Origin of the sequence: Streptomyces sp. NPDC018693, assembly GCF_044391385.1 — a bacterium.
Lineage (GTDB): Bacteria > Actinomycetota > Actinomycetes > Streptomycetales > Streptomycetaceae > Streptomyces.
The window spans coordinates 124,980-137,929 of the sequence record NZ_JBIRZZ010000004.1 but is presented as its reverse complement, the minus strand read 5'-3'; the positions used below and the strand labels follow the sequence as shown (position 1 = coordinate 137,929).

At 71.5% G+C, this 12,950-nt stretch carries 8 protein-coding genes; 4 read left to right on the top strand and 4 right to left on the bottom strand.

The window, feature by feature from the left end:
* Window positions 1-26 precede the first annotated feature (26 nt).
* Window positions 27-1,049: a M14 family zinc carboxypeptidase gene (locus tag ACH5AC_RS12645; RefSeq protein WP_398861744.1), complete on the bottom strand. Its 1,023-nt coding sequence runs from the start codon at window positions 1,047-1,049 to the stop codon at window positions 27-29.
* 525 nt (window positions 1,050-1,574) lie between these two features.
* Here ACH5AC_RS12645 and ACH5AC_RS12640 point away from each other — a divergent pair.
* Entirely contained in the window at window positions 1,575-2,543 is a 969-nt protein-coding gene (locus ACH5AC_RS12640) for a TAXI family TRAP transporter solute-binding subunit (protein WP_398861743.1), read from the top strand.
* Window positions 2,544-2,590: 47 nt separating this feature from the next.
* Here the strand turns inward: ACH5AC_RS12640 and ACH5AC_RS12635 are convergent, their stop codons facing one another.
* The 3 genes from ACH5AC_RS12635 to ACH5AC_RS12625 all read right to left on the bottom strand — a co-directional run bounded on the left by ACH5AC_RS12635 (window position 2,591) and on the right by ACH5AC_RS12625 (window position 6,136).
* A complete protein-coding gene (locus ACH5AC_RS12635; RefSeq protein ID WP_398861742.1) occupies window positions 2,591-3,967 on the bottom strand; it encodes an ATP-binding protein in 1,377 nt (458 codons plus the stop codon).
* The gene (locus ACH5AC_RS12630; RefSeq protein ID WP_398861741.1) at window positions 3,964-4,689 is read right to left on the bottom strand and encodes a response regulator transcription factor; all 726 of its coding nucleotides are present in this window, start codon (window positions 4,687-4,689) and stop codon (window positions 3,964-3,966) included. Before ACH5AC_RS12630 ends, ACH5AC_RS12635 begins: the two co-directional genes overlap by 4 nt.
* Before the next feature lie 73 nt (window positions 4,690-4,762).
* A complete protein-coding gene (locus tag ACH5AC_RS12625; protein WP_398862200.1) occupies window positions 4,763-6,136 on the bottom strand; it encodes an MFS transporter in 1,374 nt (457 codons plus the stop codon).
* Window positions 6,137-6,712: 576 nt separating this feature from the next.
* Between ACH5AC_RS12625 and ACH5AC_RS12620 the strand changes: the two genes are divergently transcribed.
* The 3 genes from ACH5AC_RS12620 to ACH5AC_RS12610 are packed head-to-tail and all read left to right on the top strand — an operon-like array spanning window position 6,713 to window position 12,932.
* Window positions 6,713-8,206 (top strand): ankyrin repeat domain-containing protein, encoded by a 1,494-nt coding sequence (locus tag ACH5AC_RS12620; RefSeq protein WP_398861740.1) that lies wholly within the window; start codon window positions 6,713-6,715, stop codon window positions 8,204-8,206.
* Window positions 8,207-8,226: 20 nt separating this feature from the next.
* Window positions 8,227-10,629, top strand: a complete 2,403-nt coding sequence (locus ACH5AC_RS12615) for a hypothetical protein (RefSeq protein ID WP_398861739.1) — start codon at window positions 8,227-8,229, stop codon at window positions 10,627-10,629.
* Entirely contained in the window at window positions 10,626-12,932 is a 2,307-nt protein-coding gene (locus ACH5AC_RS12610; RefSeq protein ID WP_398861738.1) for a hypothetical protein, read from the top strand. The genes ACH5AC_RS12615 and ACH5AC_RS12610 overlap by 4 nt, the downstream gene beginning before the upstream one ends.
* The last annotated feature ends 18 nt before the right edge of the window (window positions 12,933-12,950 follow it).

Here is a 12,950-nt window from a genome sequence, read left to right as displayed (position 1 = left end):
GCCCGGGGCCGGCCTCGAGGGCGATGTCAGCAGTCGGACTTCACGACGCCCCCGCGCTCGGGGAGGGTCTCGGCCAGGGCGGGGTCGACGCTGTCGAAGGACCCGTCGGCCAGCGATCCCGCTACTGCCCGCATGCTCCTCAGGGCCTCGGCCACGAGCGTGCCGTGGCCCTTCTGCCCGGCCTCCTGCTGTCCGCGCTGCTCGATGAGGAGCGTCGGGTAGCCGTCGAGGCCGAGCCCGTTGCGCGCGGTGGTCGCGGTGTCGCTGCGCGGGTACAGGGTCACGGTGGAGTGCCCGTTCCGCTTCAGTGCCGCGTCGATGACGACGGCGGCGCGGCGCCCGTCGTCCACGACCGCGGGGTCGACGTCCGGGTGGGTGGACCACAGGACGGACATCGTGGCCATTTCGCCGTCGGCGGTGGCGTAGGTGACCTGGTGGTGGTAGTCGAGGATGAGGTCGGGCTCGTGCTCGGCCACGACCTTCTTCACGGCGACCGCCTCGGGGACGAGGGCGGGGTCGGTGGTGTCGTACGGCCCGAAGGCGCGGTTGAGGTCGATGTTGTTGGAGTTGCGCCGCGGGTCGATGCCCTCGGCGAAGTCCCGGTTCTGGTAGCGCTCCCAACCGTCGGGGTTGATGCGGGAAACCACGATGATCGTGATCTGCTCGCGCAACGCCCTCGCGGCAGGGGTGTCGGCGCAGGCGGTCGTGAGGAGCTTCAGTGCTGCCTCGGTGCCCAGTGGCTCGTCGCCGTGGACCTGGGTGAGCATGAGGATCTTGCGCGCGCCGGTGCCGACCGTGGCGGAGTGCAGCGGCCGGTTCTCGACCGAGTGCCCGATGACCTCAAGGGTGAAGGTGTCGGGGTGCTGCCGCGCCAGCCGCTCGAGTTCGGCGGTGAGTTCGGCATTGCTGTGCAGCCCGTCCAACTGGATCGGCTGACCGCCGCAGACCCACGGGCCACCCGGTATCGGCTCGGCGGTCGCCGACTCCGGCAGCAGGGCCAGGGGTGCGGCGAGCATCGCGGTGATGACGGTACGGCGACTCGTTGTCATGTTTCTCCTTGCTTCGCCTGTGCGTGCGCACCAGGTGGGAGACGGACGGTTCCACGCCGTCGACGCGAGACTTTCCGAGGCATCTTCACGACGCGCGAGGCGATGCTCCCCGTCGTGGACGACGTCCTCGCGGCCGGCGGTGCCGTGCGCCGACTGTGAGGAGGAGGAGCCGCCGGGACCTCGCCGTCCCGGTACCGCGGCCGTCCGGGGGATGGCTGCCGTCGGCGCCGGGGGCCGGGAGCGGTCCCGGCGGCTCGCGAAAGATCTTGCTTCATGCGGTCTGGTGTGCGCATCAGGGTAACTACCCAACTTGGCACGTAAGCGCGGCGACACCGGGAGCCGGTCGCCGGAGACCGTCCGACGGGGTGTGCGTGTGGCTGTTGTCCTGTCGCTGTCCTGGTCGGCCGTCCGGAGAGGGTTCTCGTACCGAGTCCGGCGGTGATGGATCTTGCTATGTGTAGCACTCAGGGACCCCCGCTGCAGGCGCCCTCTGAGCGTTCGCCGACGCGCGGCTACCCTTCGAGCGTGACCCAAGCAGTGGTGAGTCGCCGACGGGTACTTCAGGCCGGGCTCGGCGTGATGGCGGCCGGCGTGCTGGTCGGGTGTGCCGCGAGCGCCGGGCCGGTGGGGCGGCTGCGCTTGGCGACTGGGCCGGAAGGCGGGCCGTACAACGCCTTCGGGAAGGCATTGGCGACGGCGGTCGCGCAGAGCGAGTCGCGGCTGCGGATCACCCCGGTGAGCACCGCGGCGAGCGTGGACAATCTGCGCAGGCTGGACGAGGGCTCGGTGGACCTGGCCCTGGCCATGGCGGACGTGGCGCAGGACGCTGTGCGGGGCCAGGGGTCGTTCTCGCGCCCGGCGGCGGTGACGGCGCTGGCCCGCGTGTATGTGAACTACACACATCTGGCCGTCCCCGCGGACGGGCCGGTGCGGTCGCTGCGCGATCTCGCCGGACGGCAGGTCGCCGCCGGGGCGGCCGGCTCCGGCGTACAGGTGGTGGCGGGGCGGTTGCTGCGAGCGGCCGGACTGACCGGTGAACGGGCGGTACGGGAGCGCAGGCTCGGGCTCTCCGAGTCGGTCCGTGCACTGCGCGCGGGCACGGTCGACGCGCTGATCTGGTCAGGTGGCGTGCCCACACCGGCGCTGTCGGCCCTGGCCCGCGAACGGCCGCTCCGTTTCCTGCCGCTGGAGGACCAGGTGGGCGCGCTGCGCGAGCGGTACGGCCCCGTCTACACGGCGGTGACGCTTCCGGCCGGGGCCTACGGGCTGAGACAACCGATGGGCACCATCGGGGTCGGCAACTATCTGATGGCCCGTGCCGATGTGTCGCGAGACGCGGTGCAGGCGGTGCTGCGGGTGGTGTTCGAGCAGTGGCGCGTGTTGCTGCGGGACGTGACCGCGGGCGCGCGGCTGGAGCGCCGGTTCGCCATCTCCACCGGCGAGGTGGCACTTCACCCCGGCGCGGTCGCGTACTACAGGTCCGTCTACGACTGAATCCGTCTACGACTGAACCGGCGTACGACGGCCCGGCCGCGCCGCGGTCAGCGGGACGGAAGCCGGAGTTCCACGGCGAGGCCGTGCGGGGTGTTGCGGGCCGCGGTCAGCCGACCGCCGCTGAGGCGGGCGATCTCGTCGGCGATGGCCAGGCCGAGCCCGCTGCCGGGAATGTTCTGGTGCTCGGGGGCTCGGGCGAAGCGGCGCAGCAGCAGGGGCAACTGTTCCTCGGGCACGCCAGGCCCGTCGTCGACGACCCGTACGCTCACCTCGCCGTCCCGGAGTGCCGCGTACACGTTGACATGGCCGCCGGACGGTACGAACTTGACGGCGTTGTCGAGGAGCGCGTCGAGGACCCGGCCCACCGCGTCGGGCAGGGCGCGCGCCCGCAGACTCTCCGGGACCCCGGACGCGGTCAGCTCCAGGCCGGCGTCGCGGAAGACCGGCGTCCAGGCCGCCACTCGTTCGCGTACCGCCCCCGACACGTCCTGGTCGGCGAGTTCCGCCGTACCCGATTCCACGCGCGCCAGCGCGAGCAGGCCGTCGAGCAGCTCTTCCAGGCGTTCCGCCTCGTCCAGGGCGCCGGTGTGCTCGGCCCGGCCGGGACCGGGGGAGACGTACGGCTCGATGTTCTCCAACCGGAGCACCAGGGTGGCCAGCGGGTTGCGCAGTTGGTGGGAGGCGTCGGCGACGAAGTCGCGCTGGCGGCTGATGGAGTCCGTCACGGCCTCCGCCATGGTGTTGAAGTGCTGCCGCAGGGTGCGCAGCTCCGGCGGTCCGGTATCGGAGACGGCCCGTGCCTGCAGGCTTCCGGAGGCGAGGCCCGCCACCGCCTGGTCCAGGTCGCGGACCGGGCGCATCAGCCAGCGCGCCAGACCCACGGCGACCAGGGCCGTGGCCGAGAAGGCGGCGATCGCTCCGGCCGCGATGAGGGACCAGCGCACGGTCACGTCGTGGCGGGCGGCGTCGGTGGGGACGACCAGGAGCACCGCCCCGCTCACCTGCTCGTCCCGCCCGACCGGCTCCGCCAGCACCACGGATTCCGGACCCCAGGGCCGGACGGTCGGCAGCCGCTCGGTGGACCGTCCGGTCAGAGCCCGGCGCAGGGCGTCGTCCCCGGCCTCTTCGGCGGGCGAAGGGGTGCCCGGTCCGGCCCGGGCGATCGTCCGCCCCGCCGTGTCGACCACGGTCGCCGTGGCCCCGTAGAGCTCCACGTACCGGCGGATCTCGGCGGACAGCTCCGTGCGGTCGGCCTCGGTGCGCACCCGGTCGGCGAGATCCGCGAACCGTACCGCCTCCGAGCGCCGCTGCAGCAGCAGGTGCTCGGTGCGCCCGTCGGCGTAGGAGCTCGCCAGGGGCAGGGAGAGCAGCACCGCCGCGGCGCCCATGAGAACCATGAGCACGGCGAGGAGTCGGCGTCTCATCGGCCGCCGTCCGCTGCCTCATCGGCTGCCTCGCCCGCGGCCTCGTCCGCGGGCGGGGAGCCGAGCTGGTATCCGAAGCCGCGCACGGTGCGCACCAGCCTGGCCCGGCCGGTCTTGGCGCGGATGCCCGCCACATGGACGTCCAGGGAGCGGGAGGCGGCGAGGAAGGCGTCGCCCCAGATGCGGTCCAGGATCTCCTCGCGGGAGTGCACCTCGTGCGGACGCGCGGCGAGGAACGCGAGGACGTCGAACTCACGGCGGGTGAGCCGTACCTCGGCCCCCGCCACCGTGACGGTGCGGCCTGCGATGTCGATCTCCACGTCGCCGGCGCGGACGGGAGCCCCTTCGGTCTCCGCGCGGGCCGAGGGCGTCCCCGTCCGGCGGCGTACGGTGTCGATGCGGGCCATGAGCTCGTTCATCCGGAACGGCTTGACGACATAGTCGTCGGCACCGGCCCGCAGCCCCTGCACGATGTCGCGCTCCTCGCAGCGGGCCGTGACCACGATCAGCGGCGCGTGGTAGACGGTACGCAGCCGTCGCAGCAGCTCCAGCCCGTCCAGGTCCGGCAGACCCAGGTCGAGCAGTACGAAATCGGCCTCGCGGACGTGCCGCAGGGCGTCCAGCGCCCGTCCGACCCTGCGGACGGTGTGCCCGCGATGGGCGAGCGCCGTGCCGAGCGCCTGGGCCATACGGTCGTCGTCCTCAACGAGAAGCGCGTGCATTGCGGATGTCCTAGTGATGCCGTGACCTGGGCAGCAGCTTACGCACGCGGCAGGCACAGGTCACGGTGTGGGATCAGCGGACGGCTTCGGCGGGAGCGGGGACGGCTTCCGGGCCGGCGGCCGCCTCGGTCTCAGCCTCGGCCTCGGCGCGGCTGAGCGCGGCGTCGCGGGTGTCCGGCATCAGGACGTACGTGATCAGGGAGATCAGCGCGCATCCGGAGACGTACCAGAAGAACATCGTCTCGTGCCCGCTGTCCTTGAACCACAGCGCCACGTACTCCGCCGTGCCGCCGAAGAGGGCGTTGGCGATCGCGTACGGCAGCGCCACACCGAGGGCGCGCACCCGGGTCGGGAAGAGTTCCGCCTTCACGGCCGCGTTGATCGAGGTGTAGCCGGTGATGATCACCAGGGCGAGCAGGGACAGCCCCAGCGCGGACCAGTACGAGGACGCGGAGCCGAGCGCGGTCATGATCGGGTAGGTGCCGACCGTGCAGCCGACCGCGAAGGTGATCAGCAGCGGTCGGCGGCCGATCTTGTCGGAGAGCAGTCCGGCGAAGGGCTGGAGCACGGCGAAGACGGCGAGCGCGGTGAAGCTGACCAGGGTGGCCGTGGTCTTCGGCAGACCCGCGCTGCCGATCAGGTATTTGGTGAGATACGTGGTGTACGTGTAGTAGGCCACCGTCCCGCCGAGGGTCAGCGCCATGACCAGGCCGGCCTGGCGGCGGTGCTGCCACAGCGCCTTGAGCGTGCCGCGCGAGCTGTCGTCGTGGCCCGCGGTGTCCCCGGCCTCCTCCCTGAACGCGTCCGTCTCCTGCAGCCGGCGCCGCAGCCAGAACACCACCACCGCGAAGAGCGCCCCGAGCACGAACGGGATCCGCCAGCCCCAGCTCTCCAGCTGGGCGGTGCTCAGCGTGTGCTGCATCGTGATCAGGATGCCCAGGCCGAGCAGCTGGCCGCAGGTCATCGACACGTACTGGAAGGACGAGCCGAGGCCGCGCCGGTTACGGGCGGACGCTTCGGTCAGATAGGTGGCGCTGGCCGCGTACTCGCCGCCGATGCTCATGCCCTGCAGCAGCCGTGCGAGCAGCAGCACCACGGCGCCGAAGTAGCCCGCCTGCCCGTAGGTCGGGGCGACGGCGATCAGCAGGGCGGCCACCGACATCATCGTGACGGTGAGGGTGAGCGCGCTCTTGCGTCCGTGCCGGTCCGCGGCCCGGCCGAGCACCCAGCCGCCGACCGGCCGCATCAGGAAGCCGACCGCGAAGATCCCGGCGGTGTTCATCAGCTGGGTGGTCGGGTTGTCACCGGGGAAGAAGGAGTCGGCGAAGTAGATCGCGAAGCTGGCGTAGACGAACCAGTCGTACCACTCGACGAGATTGCCCAGGGACCCGCCGACCAGAGCCATGCGGCGTTTCTTGCGGAGGTCCTCGGGCGGCGTTCCGGGCATGACGGCAGCGGAAGACATGGCGGCTCCAGAAGAGAAGTCCCTGGTGGGAAAGGGAGAAAGGCCCCGGAGCGGGCGAGGCCCGCGTGAGCGGCCGGGGCGGTGCAGCATGAGCATGGGGGCGGCCGCCACGGCCCTACAAGGTCCGGCGCCCAGATCTAACGTCCCGCTAAGAAAGGCCGCTCCGCCCGCCAACGCCCCTCGCCCGCCGTACTGCCCGAGGCAGGGAGCGAGCCCTCTGGACGGGGAGGACGGCTTGTGGACCACAGAGCAGGAGATGTCCCTCGCCGGGCCGAGGCGAGGCGCCGCCCGGACGCTGCCCACCCCGGGCGGCCGTCGCGGGATTCACCGCGTCGGGGACGATCACCCCGTAAGCTCCCCGGTGCCTCTGATGCCGTGTGTGCCTTCCGGCAGGAGCCTTACCGGCGGGAGCCTCAGTAGAACTACGGAATCGGCTACGCAAACCCCTGTGTCCCGCCTACTCACGACCAAGGGGCTGGTCGTTTGTTCTACGTTGCGGAGGGTCGGTGTCCGGCCTGCCCGGGCTCCTTGTCAGTGGGCCGCCCTAGAGTCCTCACCATGAGCGAAGTCATGAGCGAATCCCTTTTTGCTGCTGTCATGCCTGTTCGTGGCGGCGACCCCACCGAGCGTGCCGCCCTGGTCCGGTCACTGATCGCCGACGGGGCGCAGGTCTCGGCGCGCGACGAGCAGAGGGCCACCCCGCTGCACCGGGCGGTGGAGGCGCCGTACGACGGGAACAGCGCGCTGCCGTCCCTGGAGGTCGTGCGGGCGCTGCTGGAGTGCGGCGCCGATGTGCACGCCGTCGACAACCACGGTGCCACTCCCGTCGGACGGGCCGTCGCGTACTGCGGCTCCGGTCTGACCCGCCGGGAGGAGCGCGCCTTGGAGGTGTTGGAGCTGCTCGTCGAGCACGGTGCCCGGCTGGACGGCCCGAGCGGACTGCGCACCGGCGGATCGCTCGCCCACCACAGCGACGTGGCCCGGCAGGTCTACGCGTTCCTGCTCGACCACGGCGCACCGATCGACGCGGTCGACCACCACGGCGACACCCCGCTGCACGCCGCCGTCCGTTCGAGGCGGCCCGACCTGGTGAAGCTGCTGCTGGGCCGCGGCGCCGACTCCGCGGCGGTCAACGGCCTGGGCCAGACCCCCCTCGGGGTCGCGCTGCGGCTGCCGGATCACGGCGGGGAGAAGCGTGAGGCGCAGGCGGAGACCGTGGCCGTGCTGGAGGCGGCGGGCGCCCCCGCGCGTGTGCGCCACCCCGTCGTCGAGGGCGGGCCGCTGCCCATCGACATGGAGGCGATCCGGCGGGTGGCAGGGGTCCTGCGGGCCGAGCAGGCGGCGGTGTACGAGGCCGCCGGGCTCCCCGACGGCAGTGGCTGGCTCACCGAACTTGTGGAGCCGGACCTCGACACTTACCAGGAGTTCGCCGCCCGGCTGCGTGAGGGCATCGACCCCGATCTGCTGGGGGCCGTCCCGGAGATGTGCGCCAAGGCGCTCGGCGGCGACGGCGCCACTCGCACCCTGCTCGGTGACCAGCTCCTGAACACGCCGTTCTTCCACCACGGCGACCTGGTCGTGAAGGGCCATCTGCAGGTGGCGGCGCCCTTCGTGCTGACCGGTTCACTGACCGTCGAGGGCGTGCTGAGGGACTGCGGCCCCCAATCGATCATGGCCATCGGTGGCGATGTGACGGCCCGTGGGATGTTCACCGACGGCGACGTGGAATGCCGTGACATCCACGCCGAGGTCGTCTACGGCTCCTACAACGACCACACCCTCCGGGCAGGCACGATCCACGCCCGCCTGGTCATCGAGGACGACCACGAGACGATCGCCTCGGTCGAAGCGGACCACTACTACGACCAGGACACCTACCAGGATGTCTTTGGCGAAGGCGTGCAGGAGGAACTGCGCGAACTCCTGGTGGACGAGGTCTTCGCCGCCGAGGAGGACGAGGACGAGGAGAGGCTCGACCCGGGACTGCTCTTCGACCGGCTGGCCGAGGGCCTGCCCGTCTTCCGCGCCTCCGCCACCTCTCAGACCCGCTGAGCGACCCCCACTCCCCACCCATGGAGCAGACACAGATGGTCCACTCACCGCCCGGCTTCCGCGTCATCGGCGTCCAGGAGGCGGAGGAACGGTTCCAGATCTCCGCCGATGTCGCCCACCCCTACGCCGAGTTCGCCGACGACCAGGAGATCCGGCTGTACGAGGGCGGTCTGCGCATCACCGGGAACCTGGCACCCGAACCGGAGCAGGACTGGGTCCTCTACAACATCATCGTCGACGGTGACCTCATGCTCGACGGCGACCTGGACTGGTTCTCCCGCACCGAGGGCAGCTTCCTCCTGGTCACCGGGAACCTGCGGGCCCGCCACGTCATCCTCGACGGCCGCCCGGATGTCGTCGTACGCGGGAAGCTGGAGGCGAACGGGGTCGTCCACGGCTCGGACGAGGACCATGACGGCTGCTGCTCGGACCTGGCCGACAGCGGGAAACTGACGGTGCGCGGCGGCAGCCGGGCCGCGCTGGTCGTCGTCACCTCGCCGTTCCGCATGGACTTCGGGGCACGGCCCCAGGCGCTGATCGCCGGCGCCCCGGCGTGCGTCACCCCCACGGCCGACCTCGACGAGGAGGGCCTGACCGGTCTTCTCGAGCCCGAACTCCTCGACGAGGACGGCCGCCCCGACCCCGCCAAGGTCGCGGACGCCCTGCGCACCGACCGGCCGGTGGTGCGCTTCGGCGCCGATCTGACGCCTCCCGCCTCGGCGCAGGGCCGGGAGGGCAGCGGGCACCCGCGTCTGGACTCCCTCCTCGAACGCGCCGAGGAGGTCACCGAGATCGACCTGGCGTACAGCACGCTGGAGGACTTCCCCGAACAGCTCCTGCGCTTCCCCAATCTGCGGTTCCTGTCCTTGGAGGGCACCGAGGTCGGCCGTATCGACGAACGCATCGGTGAACTGACCTCCCTGGAGGTCCTGCGTCTCGACCGTGCCGCCCTGACCGAACTCCCCGACTCGATCGGCCGGTTGCCCAACCTCCGCCAGCTGGACATCTCCGACAACGCCTTCACCGCCCTGCCCGACTCCCTCGGCGACCTGGACCGGCTGGAGGTCCTGCGCGCCGGGCGCCTCACCTGCCCGCTGCCCGCGTCCCTGGCCCGGCTCGGCTCGCTGCGCGTGCTGTCCCTGCCGCACCTGCACCAGGGCATGTACGACGACAGCCCGGCCCCCCTGGTCGACTTCCCGGACCTCGTCCTGCGCCTGACCGGTCTACGGTCCCTGGACCTGTCCGACACCTGGCTGGCCTCCGTCCCGGACGACCTGCTGAACCTGACCGAACTGGAGGAGCTGTACCTCGCCCGCTCGCTGTCGGACCGGGTGACCCGACTGCCCGACCTGGCCCGGCTGCGCGGGCTGCGCGTACTGCGCCTCAGTGGACACACCCCGGACCAGCACCCGCCCAGCCGAGACCTGCTCGCCGGCATCTGGGACATCCCCACTCTGGAGTACCTGGAGATCGACCGCTGGGGCGAGGCGGTCGTCGACGGGGACACCGTACGCACGCCCTTCACCGCCCTGCCCGACGACGCGTTCGCCCGGACGCCGAACCTCCGCTACCTGGACCTCTCCCACAACGAACTCACCACCCTCCCCGAGCCGTTCTTCACCCTGCGCCACCTGGAGTTCGCGGGTCTGCGCGCCACGTGTCTCGACCGGCCCACCGTGGACCGGGTGTGCGACACCTTCCCCGGCGCCTACCTCGTCCTGGACGGCATCGCGCCCCGTCCGGCCGCCGCCGACCCGACCCTGCAGCAGGTACGGGACTTGGTACGGACGGCCGACGAGAAGCTCTACGGCGGCACGGACGACGACGTCCGGGAAGCCGTCGCCGCCTACGAAGCCGCCCTGGCCCTCTGCGTCCCCGGCGCCCACTACTCCGACCACGACCGGCTCCACGCCTACTACGGCCTGGTCGAGGCCCTCAGCTCCATCCTGCGCGGCAGCCCCGCCCCCGACCGCCCCGAACTGACCGCCAAGCTCATCCACCACGCCGAGCAGGCGCTGTCCCTGCTGCCGGAGCACATCACGACCACGACCGACGAAGGCCACCTCCAGGCGATGGTCAAGCGCCACACCGGCAACGCCCTCGCCTGGTATCTGCTGCACGGCGGGGAGCCCGAGCGTGCGTTGACCGCCGTGGAACAGGCCCTGTCGGTCGCCGACGACCCCGGATACGACTGGGTCCGCGACACCCAGGTCCGCGTCCTGCTCGCCCTCGGCCGCACCGACGAGGCGTACCGGGTGACCGACGAGGTCCTCTCCCGCGTCCCCTCCTACCTCGTGACGGCCGGAATCGTCCTGCGCGACGCCGTCTTCGGCGACCTCACCGACATCGTCGCCTCACCGGGATTCCAGGAGTGGCGCGAAGCCCGGCGCGGCGAACAGCAGCAAGGGAGCACCCCCGCATGACCGACCAGGAATCCGCCGGCACGGCCGCCATGGTGCACTCGCCCCCGGGCTACCGCGTCATCACCGTCGAGGAGGCCGAGAAGCGCTTCCGGGTCTCCGACGACGTGTGGCACCCGTACGCCGACTTCGCCGAGGAGCAGGAGATCCGCCTGTACGAGGGCGGCCTGCACGTCACCGGGCACCTGGGGCCGGAGGAGGACGACGACTGGGTGCCGTACAACACCGTCGTGGACGGTGACCTCACCGTCGACGGCGACCTGGACTGGTGGGACCACAGCGGCGGCAACTTCCTCGTCGTGACGGGCAGTCTGCGGGCCCGCAATGTGATCCTGTCGGGCTGCCCGAACGTGGTGGTGCACGGGAACGTGGAGGTGACGGGCGGCATCTGCTGCTCGTACGGCGACGACGGCGGCCTCCTCACGGTGTGCGGCGGCACCCGCGCGCAACTCATCGTCAGCATGCTCTACTTCAACCTGGTTCTCGCCGAGCAGCCGCAGGCCCTGTTCGTCTCCAGCCGCTACCGCAGCAACTGCCCGGTCGACTTCGGGGACGACGAACTGCACACCCTCCTGCTGCCCGAACTCCTCGACGACCACGGCGAGGCGGACGCGAGGAGGATCGAGCAAGCCCTGCGCGATGGGCGGCAGGTGCTGCGAGCGGGCGTGCGCCCGAGCCACCTGGCCGCCCTGGAGGAGCTGGACGCCCTGCTCGACAGGGCAGATGAGGTCACCGAACTCGACCTCTCCGCGGAGAGGTTGAGGCACTTCCCCCAGCAGCTGTTCGCGTTCCCCCGGCTGCGCGTCCTGTCCCTCGCGGACAACCCCGACCTCGGCCGCCTCGACCCGCGCATCGGCGAGCTCACCGCACTCGAGGAACTCGACGTGTCGGGAACCGGCCTGACCGAACTGCCCGCGTCCATCGGCCGGTTGCCCCACCTCCGCGAGCTGGACATCTCCGACAACGACTTCACCACCTTCACCGGGCTACCGGACTCCCTCGGCGACCTCGGCCGGCTGGAGGTATTGCGCGCCTCGCATCTGACCTGCCACCTCCCCGAGTCGCTCGCCCGGCTGCGCTCACTGCGCGAGCTGGACCTGTCCCGTTACCGCCAGGGCCCCTACCTCTCCGACACCCCGGTCGAACTCCCCGATGTCGTCACCCGCATGCCCGGACTGCGCTCCCTGGACCTGTCCGGCACCCGGCTGGACTCCGTCCCCGACACCCTGCTGAACCTGACGGAGCTGGAGGAACTGAACCTCAACGGCTGCCTGTCCGCCCAGGTGTACCGCCTGCCCGAGCTGGCCCGGCTGCCCCGCCTGCGCGTACTGCGCCTCAGCGGCCACACCCCGTCCACCGACCAGCGCCCGCCCAACCGTGATCTGCTCTCCGGCATCTGGGACATCTCCACCCTGGAGCACCTGGAGATCGACCGCTGGGGCCAGGAGGTCTTCGAGGGCAACAAGGTCCGCAAACCCTTCCGCGCCCTCCCGGACGATGCCTTCGCCCGCACCCCGAACCTGCGCCACGTCGACTTGTCGTTCAACGAACTCACCACCCTCCCCGAGCCGTTCTTCACCCTGCGCCACCTGGAGTTCGTGGGCCTGCGCCACTCCCGGCTCGACCAGCCCACACAGGAGCGGCTGCGCGACACCTTCCCCCGCGTCCGCATCGACCTGCGCGGCACCGGCACCCCCGGCGTCGACCACGACGAGAACTGGCAGGCCGTGCACGCCCTGGTCAGGGACGGCGGCGCCAAGCTCCGGTCACAGGACCACCAGCAGGCCGCGGCCGCCTTCGAGGACGCCATCGCCCTGTGCGTCCCCGGCGCCCGCCACTCCGCATACGACCAGCTCTACGCCCACTACGGCCTGGTCGACGCCCTCGGCCACCTCGCCGACAACGCACCGGACCCCGAGCGCCCCACCCTGAACGCCAAGCTCATCCGGTACGCCGAACAGGCGCTCGCGCTGATACCCGACACGATCTGGCACTTCACCGACGAGGGCGCCTTCCAGGAGGAGGTCAGACGCCGCACCGGCAACGCCCTCGCCTGGCATCTGCTGCACAGCGGCGAACCGCAGCGCGCGCTGGCCGCCGTGGAACAGGCCCTGTCGGTCGCCTCCGCCCCGGAGTACGACTTCGTCCGGGACACCCAGGTCCGTGTGCTCCTCGCCCTCGGCCGCACCGACGACGCCTACCGGGTGGTCGACCAGGTCCTCACCCGCGACCCGTCCTTCGGTGACTTCGCCGACATCGCGGCCTCCCCCGAGTTCCGGTCGTGGCGACGGGCCCAACGCGCCTGACTCGCGTGAGCGGACCCG

What these genes read in the sequence shown, in the direction of transcription:
- ACH5AC_RS12645 (WP_398861744.1), bottom strand. Translation starts at nt 1,049, where the DNA reads ATGACAACGAGTCGCCGTACCGTCATCACCGCGATGCTCGCCGCACCC.
- ACH5AC_RS12630 (WP_398861741.1), bottom strand. Translation starts at nt 4,689, where the DNA reads ATGCACGCGCTTCTCGTTGAGGACGACGACCGTATGGCCCAGGCGCTC.
- ACH5AC_RS12625 (WP_398862200.1), bottom strand. Translation starts at nt 6,136, where the DNA reads ATGCCCGGAACGCCGCCCGAGGACCTCCGCAAGAAACGCCGCATGGCT.
- ACH5AC_RS12615 (WP_398861739.1), top strand. Translation starts at nt 8,227, where the DNA reads ATGGAGCAGACACAGATGGTCCACTCACCGCCCGGCTTCCGCGTCATC.
- ACH5AC_RS12620 (WP_398861740.1), top strand. Translation starts at nt 6,713, where the DNA reads ATGAGCGAAGTCATGAGCGAATCCCTTTTTGCTGCTGTCATGCCTGTT.
- ACH5AC_RS12610 (WP_398861738.1), top strand. Translation starts at nt 10,626, where the DNA reads ATGACCGACCAGGAATCCGCCGGCACGGCCGCCATGGTGCACTCGCCC.
- ACH5AC_RS12635 (WP_398861742.1), bottom strand. Translation starts at nt 3,967, where the DNA reads ATGAGACGCCGACTCCTCGCCGTGCTCATGGTTCTCATGGGCGCCGCG.